Below are 22,512 nucleotides of genomic sequence, written 5' to 3' on the forward strand. Positions count from 1 at the left end.
CCGGCTCATTTCTTCGAATAGTAATGAAGCGAGATATCAACCCATCCGAGTGTCAGGACCGCATGATGACCGAAAATAAGAAAAAGCCTAACCCCATCGACATTCATGTCGGAAGCCGAATTCGTCTTCGCAGAACCATGCTCGGCATGAGCCAGGAAAAACTGGGTGAAAGTCTCGGAATTACCTTTCAGCAAATTCAGAAGTACGAAAAGGGCACGAACCGTGTTGGCGCCAGCCGCCTGCAGAATATCTCGGCGATCCTCAATGTACCGGTTTCCTTTTTTTTCGAAGACGCACCCGGCGATCAGGCTGGCGGCACATCCGGCATGGCGGAAGCCTCGAGCTCCAATTACGTCGTCGACTTCCTGTCTTCGGCGGAAGGTTTGCAGTTGAATCGCGCCTTCGTGAAGATCGCCGACCCAAAGGTCCGTCGCCGTCTGGTCGATCTCGTCAAGGCGCTCGCCGCCGAGGGCGATGCCGAGTAGGGCCTGGCCCCCTGCGGCGCAGAAAATTTCCGGCACGGGATGCCGGGCACTCAACGGTCCGCAGGGACCGTTTTTTTGTGCCAGATTAGAAAGGAATTCTCACATAAAGATATATTTATGTGGTTGTGTCCTTGTTTTTCGCGGCCGAAATGACTAACAAACTCGAAGACCGTTCTTTGAGGGGAATCCCGCATGCGTGCCAATTATCTGTTCACCAGCGAGTCCGTGGCCGAGGGTCATCCGGACAAGGTTTGTGATCGTATTTCCGATGAAATCGTGGATCTCATTTACCGTGAAGCGGCCAAGACGGGCGTGGACCCGTGGACCGTGCGCATCGCCTGCGAAACGCTTGCAACGACCAACCGCGTCGTGATTGCGGGTGAGGTTCGGGTTCCCGATACGCTGCTGAAGAAGGACAAGGACGGCAAGGTCCTCAAGGACGCAGCCGGCCATCCGGTTATCAATCCCTCGAAGTTCAAATCCGCCGCCCGCAAGGCTATCCGCGATATTGGCTACGAGCAGGATGGTTTCCACTGGAAGACCGCCAAGATCGACGTTCTCCTGCATCCGCAGTCGGCTGATATCGCGCAGGGTGTGGACAACGCTTCCGACAAGCAGGGCGACGAGGGTGCCGGCGACCAGGGCATCATGTTCGGTTACGCCTGCAAGGAAACGCCGGACCTCATGCCGGCGCCGATCTATTATTCCCACCGTATCCTGCAGCTGCTGGCCACCGCCCGTAAAAGCGGCGAAGGCGAGGCGGCGAAGCTCGGCCCCGACGCCAAGAGCCAGGTGACGGTTCGTTACGTCGACGGCAAGGCTTCCGAAGCCGTGTCCATCGTGCTGTCCACGCAGCATCTCGATGCAAGCTGGGATTCGAAAAAGGTTCGCGCCGTTGTCGAACCCTATATCCGCGAAGCTCTCGGTGATCTGAAGATCGCTGACGATTGCCAGTGGTATATCAACCCGACGGGCAAGTTCGTCATCGGTGGCCCTGATGGCGATGCCGGTCTGACCGGCCGTAAGATCATCGTCGACACCTATGGTGGTGCCGCCCCCCATGGCGGTGGCGCATTCTCTGGCAAGGACACGACCAAGGTCGACCGTTCCGCCGCCTATGCCGCGCGCTACCTTGCGAAGAACGTCGTGGCTGCCGGTCTTGCCGAGCGGTGCACCATTCAGATTTCCTATGCAATCGGCATTGCCCAGCCGCTGTCGATCTATGTCGATCTGCATGGCACCGGCAAGGTCAGCGAAGATCAGGTCGAGGCCGCGATCCGCAAGGTCATGGACCTTTCGCCATCGGGCATTCGCCGTCATCTCGATCTCAACAAGCCGATCTACGCCAAGACGTCTTCCTACGGCCACTTCGGCCGCAAGGCTGGCCGTGACGGCTCCTTCTCCTGGGAGAAGCTCGATCTGGTGAAGCCGCTCAAGGAAGCTTTGAGCGCTTAAGCATTTCCAGTAAAAGTGCGTAGCGGTTTTACGTCCGGAAAATGCGTCAACTGGATATCGCGCTTGTTATTTGGCGGCGATTGAGAGATACCGTCACCGAGTTTTGTAACCCGCACAGTGCCTCACGGGGTGCTGTGCGGGTTAAGTCTATTTGGTCTTGAGAGTATGAGATGACGGAAGAACGGCGTTCGCGCGCGACGGAAGCGTTTTTTGGCAGGCGCAAGGGCAAGCCCCTGCGCAATCAGCAGGTCGATACGATCGAAAATCTGCTGCCTTTGCTGAAAATCGATCTGGAAAGCGCGCCCCCGCAAAATCTCGCCGCGCTCTTTCCGGCAGATGTGCGATCGATCCGTCTGGAGATCGGTTTCGGCGGTGGCGAACATCTCGCCCACCGCGCGGTCGAAAATCCCGAGACGGGTTTCATCGGTGTCGAACCCTTCGTCAATTCCATGGCCAAACTGCTTGCCACGGTTCGCGAACGTGAACTGATGAATATCCGCCTTTACGACGATGATGCGACGCAGTTACTCGACTGGCTGCCTGAAGGATCGATCGATCACATCGATCTGCTTTATCCCGATCCCTGGCCGAAGAAGAAGCACTGGAAGCGGCGTTTCGTGTCAGACGTCAATCTCGCCCGTTTCCATCGTGTGTTGAAACCCGGCGGCAGGTTCTGCTTTGCGTCTGACATTGACACTTACGTCAACTGGACGCTGCAGCATTGCGCCCGGCACGGCGGCTTTGAATGGACGGCGACAAGCGCTGATGACTGGCGCACGCCCTATGCCAACTGGCCGGGCACGCGTTACGAGAACAAGGCGAAAAGAGAAGGCCGCAGCTCGGCCTATCTCACCTTCATCCGTCGCTAAAGCATTTCCAGTAAAAGTGCGCAGCGGTTTCACGTCTGGAAAATGCGCTAAAGGCAAGACCCCTTAAAGGGCCGCGTCAACTTCCGCTGCCTGCGGAATGGAAGGCTGCGCGCCGGCACGCGTGCAGGCGAGCGAGCCCGCAACCGCGGCGCGCTTCAGAGCCCTTTCGAAATCCATTCCCTGATCGAGGCTCGCGGCGAGATATCCGCAGAAGGTATCGCCCGCACCAACCGTATCGACCGGCTCGATCTTCAGGCCGGAAGCCCTGTAGAGCTTGCCATTACGAATGGCGATCACGCCATCCGCACCAAGCGTGACGATCAAAGTCTGGCCGGTCCTCTCGTGAAGGGCCTTGAGTTCATTTTCCCGCTCGTCGCTGGAGAGGCCATTCTTGCCGATCAGCAGCTCGAACTCGGTTTCATTGGCGATGACGATATCGGCAAGGCCGGCGAGACGCGGTCCGTCCGCGGTCAGCGGTGCTGTGTTAATGACGGTGGTGACGCGTTTCGCCTTTGCGGCCGTCAGTGCAGCTTCGATGGCGGGTGCCGGTATCTCGAACTGCAGCATGAGAATATCGCTTGCAGCCATTTCGGATATGGTCTTTGCCGCGTCGGATGCCGAGACCTCACCATTCGCAGCGGGAATGACCGAGATCATGTTCTCTCCGCCTTCACCGATCAGGATAACCGCCGTTCCAGTCGGGCCGGGCGCGGTTTTGACCAATGACAGATCGGTTCCCGCGTCGCGTAGCAAGGTCAGCGCTGGTGCGGCAAAGGTGTCATCACCCGCAGCGCCCGCCATCTTGACCGTGGCGCCCGCACGCCGTGCGGCCAGCGCCTGATTGGCGCCCTTGCCGCCGGCGGCCGTGGAGAATGTGTCGCCGGTCACGGTTTCACCGGGCTTGGGCAGACGTTTGGCGGTCGCGACGAGGTCCATGTTGATGGAGCCGAAAACAGTAATCATGGGGCGCTGGGTCCGTATGAAATTTAAGCAAGGCGGCGACTTTGCCCGAGACGATCACTCGTCGTCAACTACCCGCAATTTGGCCGCACCGGCTCGGTTTTCGGCAAAGCGCCGGGCCTGCTCGATTTCTCCGTGCGGCGCGTCCTTTTCCGTTGGTGAGAAATCGAGGCCCTCGATTTTCTGTCCGCGCGCCAGTACCTTGTCGGAGGAGATGAGCATCATGTCGACGTCCTTCTGCGCCAGGCCGAAATGGGCCTGCAGCTTGCGCGTCCGATCGTCCAGCCGCCGCACATCGTCCATGAGCAGCGCCACCTCACCCTGAATGAGATGCGCCTGTTCGCGCATGCGCTGGTCTTTGAGCACGGACTGGATGACCTGCACCGACAGCATCAGCAGCGATGGCGAAACGATGACCACCCGGGCGCGGTGGGCGCGCTGCACCAGATATTCGAAATGCTGGTGGATATCGGCGAAAATCGATTCCGACGGCACGAAGATGAAGGCGGTATCCTGTGTCTCGCCGCGAATGAGATATTTCTCGGCGACATCGCGAATATGCACCTCCATGTCCCGGCGGAACTGCTGCACGGCGGCACGTTTGGTTTCCGGCGTCTCGTCCGCCTTGATGGCGTTCCAGGCTTCCAGCGGAAACTTGGCATCGATGACGAGCGGCGGCGCATTGTTCGGCATCTTGATGGTGCAGTCCGGCCGGTAACCGTTCGAAAGTGTCGGCTGCAGCTGGAAGGAACCCGGCGGCAGGGCGTCGGCGATCAGCGTCTCCATGCGCGCCTGTCCGAAGGCGCCGCGTGTCTGCTTGTTGGAAAGTATCGCCTGAAGCCCGACCACGTCCTTGGCCAGATCCTGAATATTGCCCTGTGCGGCATCGATGACCGCCAGGCGCTCCTGAAGGCGGCTCAGATTTTCATGGGTAGACCGGGTCTGCTCGGTCAGCGTTTCGCCCAGCCGCTGCGACATGCCATCAAGACGCTGATTCAGCGTCTGGCTCATCTCCGTCTGACGCGTGCCGAGCGTTTCCGCCATGGCCGCGATCCGGCCATGCAGTTCGGACTGGGTTTTGAGCAGGTCGGAGATCTCGCCATCGGCCCCAGCTTTCTTCGACCGGTTCGCCGTCACAAGCCATGTAACGACAAGGCCGAAAATCGCGGCAGCGAGAAGCGCGCCGAAGCTGATATCGACTGGGCCGGCCCGCAGCGCGGGTTGAAGGAGAACGGAGAAGTCTATGTTCATGACTAAATCTAGCAGATTTCGATTGATTCGGAAGATCAAAACAAGAACGTTCCTGCGGCGGAAATGAGTCCGGCAGAACGGATGCCGCGAGCCGTTTTCATCGTCGTGTTTTTTATTTCCTCCGCGCGAGAGATACGTTATGGGAAGCCATGACCATCAAACCGCTTATCATTTTGCCCGATCCCGTGCTGCGCCAGCAATCGAAGCCCATCGAAAAGGTGGATGCCGAGGTGCTGCGTTTGGCGGACGACATGCTGGAAACGATGTATGATGCCCCCGGCATCGGCCTTGCCGCAATCCAGATCGGTGTGCCGCGCCGGTTGCTGGTGATCGATGTTGCGCGTGAAGGCGAAGAAAAGACCCCGATCGTCTTCATCAATCCGGAAATCCTCAAGGTTTCCGATGACATTTCCACCTATGAGGAAGGCTGTCTCTCGATTCCCGATTATTATGCCGAGGTGGAGCGCCCTGCGTCGCTCACGGTGCAATATGTCGGTCGCGACGGCAAGCAGCAGACGGTCGAGGCGGATGGTCTGCTGGCAACCTGCCTTCAGCATGAGATCGATCACCTGAATGGTGTTCTGTTCATCGACCATATCTCGCGGTTGAAGCGGGACATGGTCATCAAGAAATTCACGAAAGCAGCCCGCGCAAAAGTCTGATCCGTCGCACAGCTGACGGAGCGGAAGACAGGGCAGGGGGCAATCATGGCTCTTCGCATCATATTCATGGGCACGCCGGATTTTTCCGTTCCGACGTTGCGTGCACTGGTGGAAGCGGGCCACGAGATTGCTGCCGTCTATACCCAGCCACCGCGTCCAGGCGGCCGTCGCGGCCTTGATCTGCAGAAATCGCCGGTGCATCAGGCTGCGGAACTGCTGGGTTTACAGGTACTTACACCCTTGAATTTCAAGGCGGAGGAAGATCGCCAGCAGTTTCGGGATTTCAATGCCGATGTGGCTGTTGTCGTGGCTTATGGGCTGCTTTTGCCAGAGGCCATTCTCTCCGGCACACGGCTTGGCTGTTATAATGGTCACGCTTCGCTGCTGCCGCGCTGGCGCGGCGCGGCTCCCATCCAGCGGGCGATCATGGCGGGTGACACCGAAACCGGCATGATGGTCATGAAAATGGAAAAGGGTCTGGATACCGGCCCTGTTGCACTTACGGCAAAGGTCACGATCGGCGAGAACATGACGGCCGGCGAGCTGCATGACAGCCTGATGCTGACAGGCGCTCGGTTGATGCGTCAGGCGATGGACAAGCTGGAAGCAGATGACCTGCCCCTCGTCACACAGGCGGAAGAGGGTGTGCTCTACGCCGCAAAGATCGACAAGGGTGAAACCCGTATCGATTTTTCAAGGCCGGCGCAGGATGTGCATAATCATATTCGCGGCCTTTCGCCGTTTCCCGGCGCATGGCTGGAGATGGAGATCGGCGGCAAGCCCGAGCGCGTCAAGGTACTGGCGTCCGAGCTCGCCAGCGGAATGGGTGAGGCAGGCAGCGCACTGGATGATGTTCTCACCATTGCCTGCGGCAGCGGCGCCGTGCGGCTTACCCGTTTGCAGAAGGCGGGTGGCAAGCCGATGTCGGCGGCCGATTTCGTGCGCGGTACCCCGGTTCCGGCCACTACGAGGCTCGGCTGATGCCACGCTTCCGCATGACCGTCGAATATGACGGTACGCCCTATTATGGCTGGCAGAGACAGGAAAACGGCCCCTCGGTTCAGGGTGCGCTAGAGGCTGCGGTTCGGTCGCTGACCGGCGAGAGCGTTTCCATTCGCGGCGCCGGCCGCACCGATTCCGGCGTGCATGCCGTTGGGCAGGTTGTCCATGTCGATCTCTCGCGAGACTGGGAGCCCTACAAGCTACGCAATGCCATGAATGCGCATCTCGCCATGGCGGGTGAAGCGGTGGCCGTGCTCGATGCCGCCTCCGTGACTGAGGATTTCGACGCCCGTTTTTCCGCCCTTCGTCGGCACTATCTCTACCGCATCATCTGCCGCAAAGCCCGGCTGGCGCTGGAGCACAAGCGGGCTTGGTGGGTGTCGAAGGACCTCGATCACGAGCGCATGCATGAAGCCGCCCAGATGCTCGTCGGCCGGCATGATTTCACCACCTTCCGCTCCGTGCACTGCCAGGCGAACAGCCCCGTGCGCACGCTCGACCGGCTGGATGTGACGCGCGATGGCGATCTCATCGAGATACGCGCGACGGCGCAGAGCTTCCTTCATAACCAGATCCGCTCTTTCGCCGGCACGCTGAAACTGGCAGGCGAGGGCACGATGACGCCAGAGGACGTGCGTGCCGCACTGGAGGCACGCGATCGAAAAGCCTGTGGCCCGGTCGCACCACCGGACGGTCTTTATTTCATGCAGGTCGATTATCCCGACGTCATTCCGCCGCGCCGCCACCCCGAAGCCGAGGTGATGCAGGATGCGGATTGACGTCTAATTCTCTCAGGCCGGATAGACACCGAGAAAGCGCTGCAACGCTTCCGACAGAAGCATGCCGGGCACCAGTAGCGTCATGACGATGGCGGAGACGAGCAGCGACTGGTCGCGGATAAAAAACCGCACGATCCGTGAAAAGGCAAAGACCAGCGACAGAAGCAGCGCCAGCCACAAAATCGCGATCAGCCCCTGCAACGGTGGCAGGAAGAACGCAATCAGGATCAGAACGGCGTAGGCGTATGAGAAGGGCAGCGACAGCCAGTTCATGGTGGTGACGAGAGGCGTGAATTTTTCACGTGCGCCAAAGGCAAAGAGCAACATGCCGATCAAAAGCAGCGGCACGATCCAGCAAATGGCCTCCACCATCGCCAGGCGAAAGAAGAAGATGAACCCCGTTCCTGTTCCCGGCGGGTAGCTGGCGAGAAACGCTGCCCGCAGCCACAGCCAGGAAACCAGCATGGCGGGCAGGCACCAAAGGACGGAATAGAAGGACCGCCACATGCCGCGTTCGGTCAGGTCCAGATAACGTGCGCCATTATGGTCGCCGAGCAGCAACAGCCACAGGCCCGTCAGATAGAGCCTGACTTCACTTGCCGTCGGCATGGGCGAACCAGCGCTCGATAAAGGTTTCGTAAATGCGCGTCAGCGTCTCAAGATCGGCAATGGCTACCCGCTCATCGACCATGTGCATGGTCTGCCCGACAAGGCCGAACTCCACGACAGGGCAATAGTCCTTGATGAAGCGCGCATCCGACGTGCCGCCGGTGGTCGAAAGCTTTGGCTCCTTGCCGGTGACGGCTTCGACCGCGCCTGAGAGCGATGAGATGAGCGCATTGTTCCGGGTCAAAAAGACATGGGCCGGTCGGTCCGCCCAGACGATCTCGTACTTTACCGGTGTGCGGTCGGGGCGAAGCTCGCCGTCTGCCGCAGCGGCATCGAGGCGGCGGATGATTTCCGCCCGAAGGCTCTCCGCTGTCCATGTGTCGTTGAAACGGATGTTGAAGGAGGCGGTCGCCCGCGCCGGGATCACATTGGTGGCGGCGTTGCCGGTGTCGACGGTAGTTACTTCGAGATTGGAAGGCTGGAAATTATCCGTGCCGTGATCAAAGGGCGGATGCATCAGCGCATGCGTCAACTGCAGCAGACCGCGAATTGGGTTGTCGGCGAGATGCGGATAGGCGGCGTGGCCTTGCACGCCATGGACCGTGATGCGACCGGAGAGCGATCCCCGGCGGCCGATCTTGATCATGTCGCCCAGCTGGTCGGGATTGGTCGGTTCCCCGACGACACAGGCGTCCCACGTCTCGCCCTTTGCAGCAGCCCATTCCAGCAGCTTGGAAGTGCCGTTGATTGATGGGCCTTCCTCGTCACCGGTGATCAGGAAGGAGACGGAGCCCTGCGGCTTGCCGTGTTTTTCAATATGGCGGGCAATGGCGGCAACAAAACAGGCAATACCGCCCTTCATGTCCACCGCACCGCGACCGAACATTTCGCCACCGGCAATCTCTGCGGCAAAAGGCGGGTGACTCCACGCGGCCTCATCCCCAACGGGAACCACATCCGTATGGCCCGCAAACATCAGATGTGGCCCCTCGTTGCCGAGACGGGCATAGAGGTTCTCTACATCGGGTGTTCCCGCCTCGCTCGCCACCATTTTTTCCACCACAAAACCGAGCGGCGAAAGCAGGTTGTCGAGCAGAGTAAGCGCGCCGCCTTCCGCAGGCGTCACCGAAGGGCAACGGATGAGGGCGGCGAGATTGGCAACGGGATCGGTCGTGGTCATGGTATCAGCTTTATATCAGTCGCGCAGAAGCTCGTTGATGCCGGTCTTGGAGCGGGTCTTTTCATCGACGCGCTTGACGATCACGGCGCAATAGAGGCTGGGGCCCGGCTCGCCATTCGGGAACGGTTTGCCCGGCATGGTGCCGGCAACGACGACGGAATAGGGCGGGACTTCGCCATAGGTGATCTCGCCGGTGGCGCGATCAACGATCTTGGTCGATTTGCCGATGAAGACGCCCATGCCGAGAACAGCACCCTCGCGCACGATGCAGCCTTCCACGACTTCCGAACGCGCGCCGATGAAGCAATTGTCTTCGATGATGGTGGGCCCTGCCTGCAGCGGCTCCAGAACGCCGCCGATACCGACGCCGCCGGAGAGATGCACGTTCTTGCCGATCTGCGCGCAGGAGCCGACCGTTGCCCAGGTATCGACCATCGTGCCTTCATCGACATAGGCGCCGAGATTGACGAAGGAAGGCATCAGCACGACGTTCTTGGCCACGTAAGCCGAGCGGCGCACGACGGCGTTTGGCACCGCGCGGAAACCGGCGGCGCGGAACTGGTTTTCACCCCAGTTTTCAAACTTCGACGGAACCTTGTCCCACCAGGTGGCTTCGCCCGGACCACCGGTCACGATTTCCATGTCATTGAGACGGAAGGAGAGAAGCACGGCCTTTTTCAGCCACTGGTTCACCTTCCAGTTTCCATCCGCCTGCTTTTCAGCAACGCGTGCCTCGCCGCTGTCGAGAAGTTGAAGAGATGTGTCCACGGCGTCGCGAACCTCGCCCTTCGTCGATACATTCACGCTGTCGCGGTTGTCGAAGGCGGTTTCGATGATCGTTTCGAGGGAAGAGAGATCCGTGAGGCTCATGGAAAATTCCTTAAAGTCGCGTGTGTTCGTGGTCACGGCGGGTTCCGTGCCGCTGGAAGGCTTTGGCCATTTGATCTAAGGGAGTGTTGGAAAGGCGTCAATGCGATTTGGGTGATTTGGCGCCGCAGATGAAAGGCATGGAAATGACACGACTGAAAAACGGCAAATTGCGGCGCAAGGACGGGGTATGGGACCCGTTGAAGCGCAGCGCTGTGGACAAGCAGCAGGCCGAGGTCGTTGTCAAGACGCCGCAGTCGGACTCCCCGTCCTACCGGCTGGCCTATGTGGATACGGACTTTCTCTGCCGCGAGGAATTGCGACCCGTCAGGCTGCAGTTGGAACTTCTGAAGACGGAAATGGCGCTCACCGAACGCGGGATCAATTCCACCGTCGTCATGTTTGGCGGCGCCCGCATTCCCGAACCGGGAGGAGAGGCCTGGGCCGCGCGCAATGAAACGCAGAAGCGCAATCTCGAGCAGTCCTCGGTTTATTACGACGAAGCGCGCAAGTTCGCCCGCCTTTGCACCGACTACGGCGCGAAATCCGGTCACCTGGAATATGTGGTGGTCACCGGCGGCGGTCCCGGCGTCATGGAGGCGGGTAACCGGGGCGCCATGGATGCCGGCGGCCCTTCCATCGGCCTCAATATCGTCCTGCCGCACGAGCAGGCGCCCAACCCTTATGTAACGCCGGAACTGAGCTTCAATTTCCACTACTTCGCGATCCGGAAAATGCACTTCCTGATGCGGGCAAAGGCCGTGGTGGTTTTCCCCGGTGGTTTTGGCACGCTGGATGAGCTTTTTGAAGCCTTGACGCTGATCCAGACCAAGCGCATGGCCCCGATCCCTCTTATTCTTTTTGGAGAAAAGTTTTGGCGATCCGTCGTCAATTTTGAGTTTTTGGCGGATTTCGGCACCATCGCTCCCGAGGATATGAATCTCCTGCACTTTGCCGAAACGGCGGACGATGCCTGGAAGATCATCTCCGACTACTACGAACACTGAAGATGCACGGCGCGGCGAAGTATTATTAGGGCTTAATTAGCAATCATATTCTAACTTCGCCCTGTCGCGCTGCAGCGCACTGTCCCATGCGGACGGGCCTCCATGACGGAGATTGTCATCCGTTGACGTCAGCTCCTTCGGGTTGACGATTTCCATTGGGGCCTAAATGTTCAATCTCAAAGTGAAGTCGCTTGCGACCAAGCTGATCCTCGTAACCGGCTGTGCCATCACCACGGTTCTCGTTGCATCCAATTCTTTCCTCATCTCCCAGACCAGTGAGCGCGTGCACGCGTTGACCATGGATCAGGCCAATACGGAAGCCCGCGCCATCGCCAACGTCATCGCCGCCGATGTCGGTGAACTCGGCAGCGCTGCCCGCTCGATGGCTGGCGTCATCGGTCGGGCGCATCAGGCGAAGTCGATGGATCGCCCTGGCATCGTCAACATCCTCAAGGCCAATGTCGAGCAGAATACTTTTGCATTCGGCAGCTGGTTCTGCGAACAGCTCGGTCTTTTCGATGGTCAGACGACAGAGATCGCCAACAGGCTCGATCTCGGCACCAACGCGACCGGCGCCTTCGCACCTTACTGGTCCAAGACCCAGAAGGGCGATATCCAGTTCTCGACCTTCAAGAACGATTACGCAGCGGAGTGGTATGCGCTGGCCGCCAAGACCGGCAAGGGAGCGATTACCCAACCTTATCTCGCCGAAGGCACGGAAGTGCCGACCACCATGACCTCGCTTGCCTATCCCGTCATGTCGGATGGCAAGATGATCGGCGTGGCGGGTGTCGATATTTCGCTCGCGTCTCTCACCCAGAAACTGCAGGCTCTGCATCCTTTCGAGACCGGCCGTGTGACGCTCGTCTCCCAGGGTGGCCAGTGGCTGGTGCCGCCGACGCGCGAGCAGAACATGAAAGCCTATGACGGAGAGGGCGCAGCCACTGTCCAGACCGCGATCGCTTCGGGCAAGCAGGGCCTCATCGAAGACCTCGGCCTTGATACCGACGCGCCGTATAACCGTCTCGTTTATCCCTTCGCCGTTCCAGGGCTCAACGCAACCTGGGTCGTCCTTGTTGATATTCCCCATCAGGCTTTGAACGCTCCGGTTCAGGAGCAGACCTATCTGATGATCATCGGTGCGATCGTCATTCTTGCCGCCGTCATTGCAGCGCTTTATTTTGCAGTCCGTTATTTCGTTCGCAACCCGCTTGCATCGCTGGTTACCGACGTCAGGACGCTGAGCGACGGTCGCTACGATGTCCCCGTCTCCGGTCAAGACCGGCAGGATGAGACCGGTTCGGTTGCGACAGCGCTTGAAGGTTTCCGCGCCAAGCTTGCCGGCATCCGTGAGATGGAGGCCGAAGCCGACGCCCAGCGTGGTCACGCCGAGACGGAGCGCCAGCGCTCTGAATTCGAGCGCAATGAAAACAGCCGTATGCAGCAGCACATTGTCAGCGTTCTCGGTTCCGGCCTGAATGCCCTGTCGCAGGGCAATCTGACCTACCGCATTCAGGACGAGTTCCCGGGTGAGTATGCAAAGCTGCGCGAGGACTTCAACTCGGCGCTTGCCAGCCTCGAGGAAACGGTTTCAACCGTCAACGCAACCGTCGTCAGCATCGGCAATGGCACCGGTGAGATCACCCGCGCCGCCAGCGATCTCTCGCATCGCACGGAACAGCAGGCCGCCAGCCTTGAAGAAACTGCCGCTGCGCTTAACGAGCTGACCGCCCAGGTCAATTCCAGCGCCGAAAACGCCGCAGAGGCGGCCGGTGCCGTCAGCCATGCCTGTGAAGACGCCGGCAAGTCTGGCGAGGTCGTGCAGCAGGCCGTGAACTCCATGCAGGGCATTGCGCAATCTTCGGCGGAAATCTCTCGCATCATCGGCGTCATCGACGAGATCGCCTTCCAGACCAATCTTCTGGCGCTGAATGCCGGGGTGGAAGCGGCCCGCGCGGGTGATGCCGGCAAGGGCTTTGCCGTTGTCGCACAGGAAGTGCGCGAACTCGCGCAGCGCTCTGCAACTGCTGCCAAGGAGATCAAGGGTCTGATCAATACCTCGGCCACGCAGGTGGGCGAGGGTGTTCAGCTGGTCGGCAAGGCCGGCGACACGATGAAAAAGATCGCCGATCAGGTTCTGCAGATCAACCAGCTTATACGGCAGATTTCGGCCTCAGCCAGTGAGCAGGCGGTGGGCCTGAAGGAAATCAATTCCGCCGTTACGCAGATGGATCAGGTCACCCAGCAAAATGCGGCGATGGTGGAGGAAACCACTGCGGCCAGCGTGACGCTCAACAGCGAGGCCGAAACGCTCAAATCGCTTGTCGCCGGTTTCGTAGTTTCCGGCGGTCAGCCCAGCCAGCAATTGCGTGCCGCCGCTGCGGCCATGCGCGCTCCCGCTGCTGCTGCCCCGACGTCCGCCCGTCCAGCTGCGCCCCGCGCGCGTCCTAGAACCAGCGGCGCAAATGCGCTGGCTCAGGATGACTGGACGGAATTCTGATGCGGTTTTCCGTTTGAAATATAAAGGGCCGCTGGTATCGCCAGCGGCCTTTTTTATCATCAGCGTCTGTCAAAGACGCGCGAAACGCTCCGTCAGCAACTCGAAGAAACCATCCGCATCCACCTTCCGCATCACGCGGGCATTGGCGGGGCGATCCGTCACGCGCCACCAGTCCACCACGGTCATGCCCATGGTCAGTTCGGAATGGACCTCGATCTCGACATTGCATTCGCGGCCCTCAAACAGTTCGGGCTTGATGAGATAGGCAATAACGCTTGGGTCATGCAGCGGACCGCCATCCGAACCGTACTTCTCGATGTCGAACCGCTCGAAGAATTCCAGCATTTCCGCCATGGCGATCGCCGGCCTCGTGCCGATCTCCCGAATGCGATTGACGCGTGCCTTGGTCGTCAGCAACTGATGCGTGACATCGAGCGGCATCATGACGATGGGCATGCCGGAGCGGAAGACGATGTCGGCAGCCTGCGGATCCACATAGATGTTGAATTCCGCCGCGGGCGTGATGTTGCCGCCCTCGAAGAAGCCGCCGCCCATCATCACCAGTTCTTTGACGCGATCGGCGATCTCCGGCGCCTTCAGGAGCGCTAGCGCCACGTTGGTCAAGGCCCCGAGGGTGCAGAGGGTAACGGTGCCCTCAGGCTCCCGCATCACCGTCTCGATGATGAAGTCGACCGCGTGCTGCTTTTGTGCCTCCATGGTCGGTTCGTCGAGAACCGGGCCGTTGAGACCTGTACTGCCGTGAACATGTTCGGCGGTGATGGGCCTGCGCACCAGCGGCTTTTCGGCGCCCTCGTAAACGGGAATGTCGGTGCGACCGCACAATTCGCAGATGATGCGAATGTTACGGCTTGTCAGCTTCAGGGGAACATTGCCGGCAACTGCGCACAACCCCAGAATTTCGATGTCTTCCGGGCTGCCGAAAGCCAGCATGATCGCGGCTGCGTCGTCCTGTCCCGGATCGGTGTCGATAATGATTTTTCTGCGTTCTGCCATGTCTTGCCCGCCGTTGAGATGAGCGCTTTTTTCGAGCCGCGGGTGCTCACTTGTCAAGCCTCATTCCTGCCGCCGCTCACCGGTCGCTTTGACTTGCGCATCGCGGTTCGGCTTCCCATATTGCAGGGGCCGGTGCGATTGACCGGCGAGGTTGCCGGAAGCGGGGCCGCTAAACGTCGCTTGGTTGCAAGGACAGAACAGATATGAGCCGCATGACGCCATTCACCCACCCGCTTTTGCTGGGTTTCGATGCCATGGAAAAGACGCTGGAGCGCATGGCGAAGGCCAATGACGGCTATCCTCCCTACAATATTGAGCGCCTGCCCGGCAGCGATGACGTACCGGAACGCCTGCGCATCACCATTGCCGTGGCGGGGTTCTCCGAGGATGATCTCGACGTGACGACGGCTGATAATCAGCTCGTCATTCGCGGACGCCAGCAGGAACAGGAGAAGCGCGATTTTCTCTATCGAGGCATCGCGGCACGCCAGTTCCAGCGGGTCTTCGTGCTTGCCGATGGCATGCAAGTCAGGGAGGCGCGCCTGCGCAACGGCCTTCTTTCCATCGATCTGGTCCGGCCCGAAATTTCAAACGTGGTAAAGAAAATTAATATTTCCGTCTCAGAGTAGACCATGAACGCCGGAATCGGACATGAATCGCTCGGCGTGAAGAAGGAGGCTGAAATATGCTTTTGAAAGAAGCGCATGCGCGTCTCACCCAATCCCAGCTCGCCCATATCGGCGAAGGAGAAGTGGGATATATCCGCAAGATCCGAGCGGAAGACGTCAGCCGCTGTTTCCCGGAGGCGCCCGATCTCGATCCGCAATTGGACCTTTGGGCATTGTTCGGCGCGGACGGGACGCCAATTCTCCTGACAGACAATCGTTCGAGCACCTTCTTCAAGGCGGCGGAAGACGATCTTAAAACCGTCAGCCTGCATTAAGAAAAAGCCCGCCGGTTGAGCGGGCTTTCTGCTTTTTTGGCTTAGAGGAACGGCCGGTCCGGCATGTCGTCGATGGAGATGACGCCGTCTTTGTTCTTGTCCAGCCGTTCGAACATCTTTTCTCCGGCGGCGGCGAATTCGGCCTTGCTGACCTGGCCGTTCTCGTCAGTATCGGCCCAGCGGATCAGCGCGAAGCCGCCACCTTTACCGCCGTGCTTGCCCCAGCCCTGATGGCCGAAACGACCACCATGGTCACGCTCGGCACGCTTGCCCTCAGGCGCTTTGGCTTCATCCGCCTTGGCCTCTTCCCGCTCGGGGCGCGGGTGAGCGGCCCGGAAGGCCTCCATCTTTGCCTGACGATATTCGCGCATTTCCTTTGGCGTGATCGAGCCGTCCTTGTCCTTGTCGATCTCAGCGAACAGGGCATCCTGACGGGCGGTGAATTCCTCCTTGGAAATCTTGCCATCCTTGTTCGTGTCGGCCACCTTCAGCAGGTGAACGAAGGCAGCCTCCTGGCGGATCGGCATGCGATCCTTATGGCCTTTACCGGGTGCGGCGAAACTGGCCGTTGCGGCCGTGCTGAGCACAAGGGCTGCGCCAAGAGCAGACAGGGCGATTTTGCGTGTGGTCATCGTCATTACCTTTCTTTGGTGTCCCTGAAGAAAAGATAGTGACGTCCAGCAAGCCCCACCACTTAAACATCCGTAAGGTGCATGAAGCTTCGGTAATGTTCGCTACTCAGCGGGCGATGGTTTTTGTCAGGAACCCAGTCAGATCGTCGGTAACGTAGTCGATATGCTCATCCGTCACATCAGGGATTTCCCATCGTTCCATGATGACGCCCTCAAGATTTGACGGCACGAGTAGCACTGTCTTCATGCCCAGCGCTTTCGGGGCCGCGAGATTGCGCGGCAAATCCTCGAACATCGCAGCCTTTTTCGTATCGAGTTTTGCAAGTGCTGCAAACTTCTCGTAGGTTGCGCTGGCAGGTTTCGGCAAATAACCCGCGGCGACGATATCGAAAATATCCTCGAACTGATCGAGAATGCCGAGCGCTCCGGCGGCAGCCTGCGCATGCTTGACGCTGCCATTGGTGAGGATGAACTTCCGACCCGGCAAAGCCTTGATGGCCTCACCCAGTTCCGGATGCGGTTTCAGCGCCGAGTAGTCGATTGCATGGGCGCGTTCCAGAAACTCGTCCGGGCTGATGCCGTAATGGATCATCAGGCCCTGCAGCGTCGTGCCGTGGTCGTGATAATAACGCTTCTGCAAGGCGCGCGCTTCGTCGGGGTCGAGCTTCAGAAGCTCCGCCACATAGGCCGTCATGTTGCGGTCGATCTGGGAAAACAGATTGACGTGATGCGGATAGAGCGTGTTGTCGAGATCGAAGACCCATTCGCTGACATGGGCGAAATCGGCGGCGTCTGGCAGGTTTTTCGGCTTTGTGTCCATGGGCAGCTTTATGCCTGTTTCGAATGCTGAAGAAAATCGAAAAGAGGACGATTGATCAGAAATTCGGGCTTGGCTGCGGCCTCGCGCGCATGATACCGCCAAAGCCATGGAACTCTGGATAGGCATTACTTTCGCAAGCGCGTTTTTGCAGAACCTGCGCTCGACTTTGCAAAAACACCTCAAGGGCATGATGGGCACCACGGGTGCAACGTTTGTGCGCTTCGTGTTCGGCATGCCCTTCGCTCTCGCTTATCTTGCATTCCTGCATCTTGGGCTTGGCCGTCCGCTGCCGGTGCCGAACATGGCCTTCGCCGTGTGGGCAACGGTCGGGGCCATGGCGCAGATCGCCGCCACATTCCTTCTGGTGCACCTGTTCTCTTTCCGCAATTTCGCTGTCGGCACGGCCTACTCCCGCACGGAGCCGGCACAGGCGGCGCTGTTTGCTCTCATTTTCATAGGCGAGAGCGTCACGGGCGGTACATTGGCGGCGATAGCGATTTCGGTCGCCGGCGTCATGCTGATTTCCGTGGCGCGCACGGAAGTAACGCCCGCTTCCTTCATGACCTCGATCTTCAGCCGAACGGCGGGTATCGGCCTCGCCTCGGGTGCGTTCTTCGGACTGTCGTCTGTTGCCTATCGGTCGGCATCGCTGGCGTTAGCACCAAGCCTGCCTGCCCCGGATGCGATGATGCAGGCGGGCTTCACCCTCGTCATCGTCATCGTCATGCAGACGGTATCGATGTTCCTGTGGATCATCTGGCGGGAGAGGGAAGAACTGCGGCGCATCGTCAGGGTGTGGAAACCGTCGCTTGCGGTCGGTTTCGTGGGTGCCACGGCCTCGTTCGGCTGGTTCACGGCAATGACCCTGCAGCAGGCCGCCGTGGTGAAGGCACTGGCGCAGGTGGAGATGCTGTTCGCCTTCGCCTCGACGGTGCTTTTCTTCAAGGAGAAGATCAACCGGCTTGAACTGTCCGGCTGTCTGCTGATTGTGGTCGGTGTGCTGTCGCTTCTGGCATTCGGCTAATGCCTGATGTGGCGGACAGGTTTGCCGTCCGCCACCCTGAAGCACATCAGGGCACGATGAGCGTGCCGGCGCCTTCGGTGAAGATTTCCAGAAGGACGGAATGCGGCGTCTTGCCGTTGAGGATCACTACGCCCTGAACACCAGCCTTGATGGCGTCGATGCAGGTCTCGACCTTCGGGATCATGCCGCCGGAAATCGTGCCGTCCTTGATGAGGGCGCGTGCCTGCGAGACGGTGAGCTCCTTGATGAGTTCCTTGTTCTTGTCGAGAACGCCGGGAACGTCGGTGAGGAACAGCAGACGCGAAGCGTGAAGTGCACCCGCAATCGCGCCGGCGAAGGTATCGGCATTGATGTTGTATGTCGCGCCATCGCGGCCAGGGGCGACCGGTGCGATGACCGGAATCATTTCCGATTTAGCGAGCAGGTCGAGCAGTGTGCGGTCGACTTCCACGACTTCGCCGACGAAGCCGAGGTCGAGCACGCGCTCGATGTTGCTGTCGGGGTCGATCACGGTCTTTTTCGCCTTCTCGGCGAAGACCATGTTGCCATCCTTGCCGCACAGGCCGATGGCCCATTCGCCCGTCTGGTTTATGAGGGCGACGATTTCCTTGTTGATCGAGCCGGCCAGAACCATTTCAACGATCTCGACCGTCTTGGCGTCGGTGACGCGCAGGCCGCCCTCGAATTTTGACTCAATGCCCATCTTGCTCAGCATGGCGCCGATCTGCGGGCCGCCGCCATGCACGACGATGGGGTTGATTCCCGACTGCTTCAACAAGGCGATGTCTTCCGCGAATGCCTTGCCAAGCGTGGAATCGCCCATGGCGTGGCCGCCATATTTCACCACGATGGTCTTGTTCTCGTATTTCTGCATGAAAGGCAGAGCCTGTGCGAGCAGCCGCGCCTGAGTTTCGCTTTCGGAAGACGTCATCTAAAAACCTCGGTCTGTGGTTGCGGCCGTTGAAGCCTGTCACCGCTCTAAAGCAAGTCTTTGACGGATGAAATAACCTCCTTGCCTTATTGTGTCGGCCGCGGTCAAATTTCTTTTTTTTGCCTGTTCCGGCCCTGTAATGAGATTGACATAAAGGGCCAATGGGACCAGCCTTGCTGATGAAGGGGAGGGGTTAATTCAGGGTGATGGAGATGTCTCGCGCCGTGGAAATGGTGCACCTGAACGACCGAGGAGTGATTGAACACATGACGGCACCCGATCGAGACAAGCAAAGCGGTTTGCGGGACGAAGTGCTCGCCGGCGAATATGTGCTGGGTGCCCTGCCGCCGGAAAGCATGGCGGAGCTTGCCAAGCGCGTAAAACGCGACAGGCAGTTCGCGGCCATGGTCAGGCGCTGGCGTGACAATCTGGCGGAAACCGAATATCGCGAAAATGCGACCGTCGCTGCGTTGCTGGAGCGGGACCCCCGCCGATCCGGTCTGCCATTCAGGAGCCAGCCGTTGCGGAGTGGCAGCATGTTCGCAGCCATGCTCTCGGAGATATGGCATTCCGTGCGCTTCTGGCGCCTTCTGGCTTTGACGGCGATGCTCTGGACCGCCGTTCTGCTTTTCACCGTCGCCTGAGAGGCACGCCTCTCAAAGAGAGATCGTTCTGATGATCTCGGCCCGCAGGTTATCCAGCCCGACTGATTTTTCCGAGGATGTGGCGAGAACTTCCGGATAGGCGGCAGGGCGCTTGCGGATTTTCTCAAGCGTTTCGCCAATCAGCCGCGGCACGCCGGCATCCTTGATCTTGTCCGTCTTCGTCAGCACGATCTGGTAGGACACAGCCGCCTTGTCGAGGAGGGTCAGAACCTCCTCGTCATTCTTTTTCACGCCGTGGCGGGAATCGATCAGCACGTAGACGCGCTTCAGCGTCGCACGGCCGCGGAGGTAATCGAAGACGAGCTTCGTCCAGGCATCGACCTGATCCTTGGGGGCCTGCGCATAACCATAACCCGGCATGTCGACCAACGCCATCGGCGGAAGATCGCCCTCTGCACCGGAGTAACCATCGGGAACGAAATAATTCAGTTCCTGGGTGCGTCCCGGCGTGTTGGAGGTGCGGGCAAGCCCTTTGTGGCCCACCAGCGCATTGATGAGCGAGGACTTGCCGACATTCGAACGACCGGCGAAGGCAATTTCCGGCGGCCCTTCAGGCGGCAGGAATTTCATCGCGGGGACGCCGCGAATGAAAATCCAGGGTCGTCCGAATAGTGGCTTTTCGGTTGCCGCGCCGGTTTCACTCATTTCGATTGCACCGGCTTTCGCTTGAACAGCCCTTTGATGTTATCGAACAGCTCGATCTTGGCGCCCTGGCGCTTCATGATGACCGCCTGCTGGGTGATGGAGAGCGTATTGTTCCATGCCCAGTAGATGACCAGACCGGCCGGGAAGGAGGCCAGCATGAAGGTGAAGATCAGCGGCATCCAGTTGAAGATCATCGCTTGTGTCGGATCGGGCGGCGTCGGGTTCATGCGCATCTGCAGGAACATGGTGATGCCCATGACAAGCGGCCAGACACCGATCATCAGGAAGTGCGGCACATCGTAAGGCAGAAGGCCGAAGAGGTTGAACAGCGATGTCGGGTCCGGCGCGGAAAGGTCGTGGATCCAGCCGAAGAACGGCGCGTGCCGCATTTCGATGGTGACGTAGATGACCTTGTAGAGCGCGAAGAAGACCGGAATCTGCAGCAGCATCGGCCAGCAGCCGGCAACAGGATTGATCTTTTCTTCCTTGTAGAGCTGCATCATCGCCTGCTGCATGGCCATGCGGTCATCGCCATGCTTGGCCTTCAGCTCTTCCATCTTCGGCTGCACGCGCTTCATGTTCGCCATGGAAGCATATTGCTTGCTGGCGAGCGGGAAGAAGAGGGCCTTGACGACGATGGTGGTAAGCAGGATCGCTACGCCGAAGTTACCAAAATAACGGAAGAAGAAATCCATCATTTTGAACATCGGCTTGGTGATGAAGTAGAACCAGCCCCAGTCGATCAGAAGGTCGAACTTCGGAATTGCGTAGGTCGTCTCGTAACGGTCAACCAGCGGCACTTCCTTGGCGCCGGCGAAAACAAGGCTCTTCAGCTCGATTGACTGGCCGGGCTCGACCGTCATCGGGTCGCTCTTGAAATCTGCCTGATAGCTCGGCTGATTGCCGGTGATGTGCGAATAACGGGTTTCGAATGGCGTCGTCTGGGGCGGAACGATGGCCGCAGCCCAATACTTGTCAGTGATGCCGAGCCAGCCGCCGGTCGCCTTTGCAACCGTTACCGGTGCTTCTTCGACGTCCTTGTACTTTTCTTCCGTCAGGCTGCCATCTTTGCCCGAAACGCCGAGAAAACCTTCATGGATGACGAAGACCGGGGGAACTGCGGGCTTGTTGTTACGCGTCACGCGGCCATAGGTGGCGAAGGAGATGGCCGCCTGGCCGGGGTTCTCAACCTTGTCGGCGACCGAGATCATGTAATGCTCGTCGATCGAAACCGTACGGGAGAAAATCACACCCTTGGCATTGGTGTAGGTGAGGGTGACGGGCGTGTTTTCCGTCAGCTTGTCGCCGCTTGCGAGCGTCCAGACGGTGGTCGGACCGGGAACGCCGCCGACTTCCTGCGCTGCAACGTAACCGAGTTCGGTGAAGTAACCGTCCTTGGTGTCAGCGGGCGAGAACAGCGTGATGATCGGGCTCGAGTCATCGACGGTCTCATGGTAGTCCTTGAGCCGGATGTCGTCGAAGCGGGCGCCGGTGAGATTGATCGAGCCGGCGATGGCGTTGGTGTCGATGGCCACACGCTGGGTTCTTGCAATCGACTCTTCGCGGGTCGCCGTTGCGGCAGTCTGCGGTGAGGAGGCGGGCGGTGCGCCTTCAACGGCAGCACCTGGTGCGGCGCCCGGCGCCGGCTGCTGTTGCTGCGTGGTCTGCTGCTGCGCCTGGCGGGCCTCTTCGGCGCGGCGCTGCTGCTCGATACGCGGATTCATGTAAAGGAATTGCCAGGCGAGGACGATGACAACCGAAAGGGCTATCGCGATGAAGTAATTGCGGTTCTTTTCCATCATTCTTTCCTGGAGCGGGTCTCCTGGGACCGTTTCGGTTTCGCCGTTCCTTCAATGCGCTCGGCAAGGAGAGACTGAAGTTTCGGGAAGGCCGTATCAAGCACATCCCTGCGGGCGACAATCACATAGTCATGACCGGGCTTCATTGCGACCCCGGCAGAAAGCCTGACGGCTTCCTTCAGACGGCGGCGCATGCGATTTCGCTCGACCGCGTTGCCTTGTCTTTTTGTTACGGTGAAACCGACGCGAGGCTCGGTTTCCGGGGATTTCCGATCAAGCACTTCCAGAAGAAAGGTGCTTCCCCGCCGTTTTTCACCTGCCTGAACGGCAAGAAACTCCGACCGGTTTTTAAGCCGGCCGGGGCTTTTCTTAGTCTCGCTCATGTGCCCACGACTTTCATCGGGCCACAGATC

24 protein-coding genes are annotated in these 22,512 nt (G+C 59.4%); 12 read left to right on the forward strand and 12 right to left on the reverse strand.

Annotated features, from left to right (window positions below; translation table 11 throughout):
- The first annotated feature begins 65 nt into the window (after positions 1-65).
- The 3 genes from K7A42_RS16670 to trmB all read left to right on the forward strand — a co-directional run bounded on the left by K7A42_RS16670 (position 66) and on the right by trmB (position 2,809).
- Entirely contained in the window at positions 66-485 is a 420-nt protein-coding gene (locus tag K7A42_RS16670) for a helix-turn-helix domain-containing protein (RefSeq protein ID WP_004439621.1), read from the forward strand.
- 192 nt (positions 486-677) lie between these two features.
- Positions 678-1,940 (forward strand): methionine adenosyltransferase, encoded by a 1,263-nt coding sequence (gene metK, locus K7A42_RS16675; protein WP_004439623.1) that lies wholly within the window; start codon positions 678-680, stop codon positions 1,938-1,940.
- A gap of 170 nt (positions 1,941-2,110) precedes the next feature.
- Positions 2,111-2,809 carry a tRNA (guanosine(46)-N7)-methyltransferase TrmB gene (gene trmB / locus K7A42_RS16680; RefSeq protein WP_282455574.1) on the forward strand — a complete coding sequence of 233 codons (699 nt, stop codon included), beginning with the start codon at positions 2,111-2,113 and terminating at the stop codon, positions 2,807-2,809.
- Positions 2,810-2,872: 63 nt separating this feature from the next.
- Here the strand turns inward: trmB and K7A42_RS16685 are convergent, their stop codons facing one another.
- Both K7A42_RS16685 and K7A42_RS16690 read right to left on the reverse strand, forming a co-directional pair.
- Complete coding sequence (locus K7A42_RS16685) at positions 2,873-3,772, reverse strand: ribokinase (RefSeq protein ID WP_282455575.1); 900 nt, start codon at positions 3,770-3,772, stop codon at positions 2,873-2,875.
- 54 nt (positions 3,773-3,826) lie between these two features.
- Positions 3,827-5,020, reverse strand: a complete 1,194-nt coding sequence (locus K7A42_RS16690) for a DNA recombination protein RmuC (protein WP_282455576.1) — start codon at positions 5,018-5,020, stop codon at positions 3,827-3,829.
- A 149-nt stretch (positions 5,021-5,169) separates the two neighbouring features.
- Between K7A42_RS16690 and def the strand changes: the two genes are divergently transcribed.
- The 3 genes from def to truA are packed head-to-tail and all read left to right on the forward strand — an operon-like array spanning position 5,170 to position 7,463.
- Positions 5,170-5,682 (forward strand): peptide deformylase, encoded by a 513-nt coding sequence (gene def / locus K7A42_RS16695; RefSeq protein ID WP_004439632.1) that lies wholly within the window; start codon positions 5,170-5,172, stop codon positions 5,680-5,682.
- Between the two features lie 45 nt (positions 5,683-5,727).
- Entirely contained in the window at positions 5,728-6,663 is a 936-nt protein-coding gene (gene fmt / locus K7A42_RS16700; RefSeq protein WP_278067181.1) for a methionyl-tRNA formyltransferase, read from the forward strand.
- Entirely contained in the window at positions 6,663-7,463 is an 801-nt protein-coding gene (gene truA / locus K7A42_RS16705; protein WP_282455577.1) for a tRNA pseudouridine(38-40) synthase TruA, read from the forward strand. The genes fmt and truA overlap by 1 nt, the downstream gene beginning before the upstream one ends.
- Positions 7,464-7,475: 12 nt before the next feature.
- Here the strand turns inward: truA and K7A42_RS16710 are convergent, their stop codons facing one another.
- From K7A42_RS16710 to dapD, 3 genes are read right to left on the reverse strand one after another with little or no spacing between them, the layout of a single operon-like run.
- Positions 7,476-8,072, reverse strand: a complete 597-nt coding sequence (locus K7A42_RS16710) for a hypothetical protein (protein WP_004439642.1) — start codon at positions 8,070-8,072, stop codon at positions 7,476-7,478.
- On the reverse strand, positions 8,056-9,252 hold the full coding sequence (dapE, locus tag K7A42_RS16715) for a succinyl-diaminopimelate desuccinylase (protein WP_004439645.1): 1,197 nt from the start codon (positions 9,250-9,252) through the stop codon (positions 8,056-8,058). Before dapE ends, K7A42_RS16710 begins: the two co-directional genes overlap by 17 nt.
- Before the next feature lie 15 nt (positions 9,253-9,267).
- Positions 9,268-10,122, reverse strand: a complete 855-nt coding sequence (gene dapD, locus K7A42_RS16720) for a 2,3,4,5-tetrahydropyridine-2,6-dicarboxylate N-succinyltransferase (RefSeq protein WP_006698917.1) — start codon at positions 10,120-10,122, stop codon at positions 9,268-9,270.
- A gap of 143 nt (positions 10,123-10,265) precedes the next feature.
- Here dapD and K7A42_RS16725 point away from each other — a divergent pair, with 143 nt between their 5' ends.
- A complete protein-coding gene (locus K7A42_RS16725) occupies positions 10,266-11,126 on the forward strand; it encodes a TIGR00730 family Rossman fold protein (RefSeq protein WP_004439649.1) in 861 nt (286 codons plus the stop codon).
- Positions 11,127-11,292: 166 nt separating this feature from the next.
- The gene (locus K7A42_RS16730; RefSeq protein ID WP_137068246.1) at positions 11,293-13,626 is read left to right on the forward strand and encodes a methyl-accepting chemotaxis protein; all 2,334 of its coding nucleotides are present in this window, start codon (positions 11,293-11,295) and stop codon (positions 13,624-13,626) included.
- A gap of 69 nt (positions 13,627-13,695) precedes the next feature.
- On the opposite strand, the gene K7A42_RS16735 is transcribed toward K7A42_RS16730, so the two are convergent.
- Positions 13,696-14,640, reverse strand: coding sequence for a nucleoside hydrolase (locus K7A42_RS16735; RefSeq protein ID WP_207588497.1), 945 nt, complete (start codon positions 14,638-14,640; stop codon positions 13,696-13,698).
- A 203-nt stretch (positions 14,641-14,843) separates the two neighbouring features.
- On the opposite strand from K7A42_RS16735, the gene K7A42_RS16740 reads away from it, so the two are divergent.
- The gene (locus K7A42_RS16740; protein WP_006698921.1) at positions 14,844-15,269 is read left to right on the forward strand and encodes an Hsp20 family protein; all 426 of its coding nucleotides are present in this window, start codon (positions 14,844-14,846) and stop codon (positions 15,267-15,269) included.
- A 56-nt stretch (positions 15,270-15,325) separates the two neighbouring features.
- The gene (locus tag K7A42_RS16745; RefSeq protein ID WP_003503706.1) at positions 15,326-15,583 is read left to right on the forward strand and encodes a DUF1150 family protein; all 258 of its coding nucleotides are present in this window, start codon (positions 15,326-15,328) and stop codon (positions 15,581-15,583) included.
- 41 nt (positions 15,584-15,624) lie between these two features.
- Here the strand turns inward: K7A42_RS16745 and K7A42_RS16750 are convergent, their stop codons facing one another.
- Both K7A42_RS16750 and K7A42_RS16755 read right to left on the reverse strand, forming a co-directional pair.
- Positions 15,625-16,221, reverse strand: coding sequence for an EF-hand domain-containing protein (locus K7A42_RS16750; RefSeq protein ID WP_045532928.1), 597 nt, complete (start codon positions 16,219-16,221; stop codon positions 15,625-15,627).
- A gap of 100 nt (positions 16,222-16,321) precedes the next feature.
- Positions 16,322-17,035: a pyrimidine 5'-nucleotidase gene (locus K7A42_RS16755; RefSeq protein WP_004439667.1), complete on the reverse strand. Its 714-nt coding sequence runs from the start codon at positions 17,033-17,035 to the stop codon at positions 16,322-16,324.
- Positions 17,036-17,141: 106 nt separating this feature from the next.
- Here K7A42_RS16755 and K7A42_RS16760 point away from each other — a divergent pair, with 106 nt between their 5' ends.
- A complete protein-coding gene (locus K7A42_RS16760; protein WP_006698923.1) occupies positions 17,142-18,059 on the forward strand; it encodes a DMT family transporter in 918 nt (305 codons plus the stop codon).
- Between the two features lie 46 nt (positions 18,060-18,105).
- Here K7A42_RS16760 and argB read toward each other — a convergent pair whose 3' ends face one another.
- Positions 18,106-18,990: an acetylglutamate kinase gene (gene argB / locus K7A42_RS16765; protein WP_004439672.1), complete on the reverse strand. Its 885-nt coding sequence runs from the start codon at positions 18,988-18,990 to the stop codon at positions 18,106-18,108.
- Between the two features lie 266 nt (positions 18,991-19,256).
- Here argB and K7A42_RS16770 point away from each other — a divergent pair, with 266 nt between their 5' ends.
- Positions 19,257-19,634, forward strand: a complete 378-nt coding sequence (locus tag K7A42_RS16770) for a hypothetical protein (RefSeq protein ID WP_045533198.1) — start codon at positions 19,257-19,259, stop codon at positions 19,632-19,634.
- A gap of 12 nt (positions 19,635-19,646) precedes the next feature.
- Here K7A42_RS16770 and yihA read toward each other — a convergent pair whose 3' ends face one another.
- Genes yihA through rnpA form a run of 3 tightly spaced genes read right to left on the reverse strand, consistent with a single transcriptional unit; the run spans position 19,647 to position 22,482 of the window.
- On the reverse strand, positions 19,647-20,300 hold the full coding sequence (gene yihA / locus K7A42_RS16775) for a ribosome biogenesis GTP-binding protein YihA/YsxC (protein WP_004439676.1): 654 nt from the start codon (positions 20,298-20,300) through the stop codon (positions 19,647-19,649).
- Positions 20,297-22,099, reverse strand: coding sequence for a membrane protein insertase YidC (yidC, locus tag K7A42_RS16780; protein WP_004439678.1), 1,803 nt, complete (start codon positions 22,097-22,099; stop codon positions 20,297-20,299). Before yidC ends, yihA begins: the two co-directional genes overlap by 4 nt.
- A complete protein-coding gene (gene rnpA / locus K7A42_RS16785) occupies positions 22,099-22,482 on the reverse strand; it encodes a ribonuclease P protein component (protein ID WP_004439680.1) in 384 nt (127 codons plus the stop codon). The genes yidC and rnpA overlap by 1 nt, the downstream gene beginning before the upstream one ends.
- Between the last annotated feature and the right edge of the window lie 30 nt (positions 22,483-22,512).

It is taken from the genome of Agrobacterium sp. InxBP2 (assembly GCF_026191755.1).
In the GTDB taxonomy this organism is placed as follows: domain Bacteria; phylum Pseudomonadota; class Alphaproteobacteria; order Rhizobiales; family Rhizobiaceae; genus Agrobacterium; species Agrobacterium pusense.

Bases quoted from the DNA above. Each gene is read 5' to 3' on its own strand.
- K7A42_RS16670 (WP_004439621.1), top strand. From the start codon at position 66: ATGACCGAAAATAAGAAAAAGCCTAACCCCATCGACATTCATGTCGGA.
- metK (WP_004439623.1), top strand. From the start codon at position 678: ATGCGTGCCAATTATCTGTTCACCAGCGAGTCCGTGGCCGAGGGTCAT.
- trmB (WP_282455574.1), top strand. From the start codon at position 2,111: ATGACGGAAGAACGGCGTTCGCGCGCGACGGAAGCGTTTTTTGGCAGG.
- K7A42_RS16685 (WP_282455575.1), bottom strand. From the start codon at position 3,772: ATGATTACTGTTTTCGGCTCCATCAACATGGACCTCGTCGCGACCGCC.
- K7A42_RS16690 (WP_282455576.1), bottom strand. From the start codon at position 5,020: ATGAACATAGACTTCTCCGTTCTCCTTCAACCCGCGCTGCGGGCCGGC.
- def (WP_004439632.1), top strand. From the start codon at position 5,170: ATGACCATCAAACCGCTTATCATTTTGCCCGATCCCGTGCTGCGCCAG.
- fmt (WP_278067181.1), top strand. From the start codon at position 5,728: ATGGCTCTTCGCATCATATTCATGGGCACGCCGGATTTTTCCGTTCCG.
- truA (WP_282455577.1), top strand. From the start codon at position 6,663: ATGCCACGCTTCCGCATGACCGTCGAATATGACGGTACGCCCTATTAT.
- K7A42_RS16710 (WP_004439642.1), bottom strand. From the start codon at position 8,072: ATGCCGACGGCAAGTGAAGTCAGGCTCTATCTGACGGGCCTGTGGCTG.
- dapE (WP_004439645.1), bottom strand. From the start codon at position 9,252: ATGACCACGACCGATCCCGTTGCCAATCTCGCCGCCCTCATCCGTTGC.
- dapD (WP_006698917.1), bottom strand. From the start codon at position 10,122: ATGAGCCTCACGGATCTCTCTTCCCTCGAAACGATCATCGAAACCGCC.
- K7A42_RS16725 (WP_004439649.1), top strand. From the start codon at position 10,266: ATGACACGACTGAAAAACGGCAAATTGCGGCGCAAGGACGGGGTATGG.
- K7A42_RS16730 (WP_137068246.1), top strand. From the start codon at position 11,293: ATGTTCAATCTCAAAGTGAAGTCGCTTGCGACCAAGCTGATCCTCGTA.
- K7A42_RS16735 (WP_207588497.1), bottom strand. From the start codon at position 14,640: ATGGCAGAACGCAGAAAAATCATTATCGACACCGATCCGGGACAGGAC.
- K7A42_RS16740 (WP_006698921.1), top strand. From the start codon at position 14,844: ATGAGCCGCATGACGCCATTCACCCACCCGCTTTTGCTGGGTTTCGAT.
- K7A42_RS16745 (WP_003503706.1), top strand. From the start codon at position 15,326: ATGCTTTTGAAAGAAGCGCATGCGCGTCTCACCCAATCCCAGCTCGCC.
- K7A42_RS16750 (WP_045532928.1), bottom strand. From the start codon at position 16,221: ATGACGATGACCACACGCAAAATCGCCCTGTCTGCTCTTGGCGCAGCC.
- K7A42_RS16755 (WP_004439667.1), bottom strand. From the start codon at position 17,035: ATGGACACAAAGCCGAAAAACCTGCCAGACGCCGCCGATTTCGCCCAT.
- K7A42_RS16760 (WP_006698923.1), top strand. From the start codon at position 17,142: ATGGAACTCTGGATAGGCATTACTTTCGCAAGCGCGTTTTTGCAGAAC.
- argB (WP_004439672.1), bottom strand. From the start codon at position 18,990: ATGACGTCTTCCGAAAGCGAAACTCAGGCGCGGCTGCTCGCACAGGCT.
- K7A42_RS16770 (WP_045533198.1), top strand. From the start codon at position 19,257: ATGACGGCACCCGATCGAGACAAGCAAAGCGGTTTGCGGGACGAAGTG.
- yihA (WP_004439676.1), bottom strand. From the start codon at position 20,300: ATGAGTGAAACCGGCGCGGCAACCGAAAAGCCACTATTCGGACGACCC.
- yidC (WP_004439678.1), bottom strand. From the start codon at position 22,099: ATGGAAAAGAACCGCAATTACTTCATCGCGATAGCCCTTTCGGTTGTC.
- rnpA (WP_004439680.1), bottom strand. From the start codon at position 22,482: ATGAGCGAGACTAAGAAAAGCCCCGGCCGGCTTAAAAACCGGTCGGAG.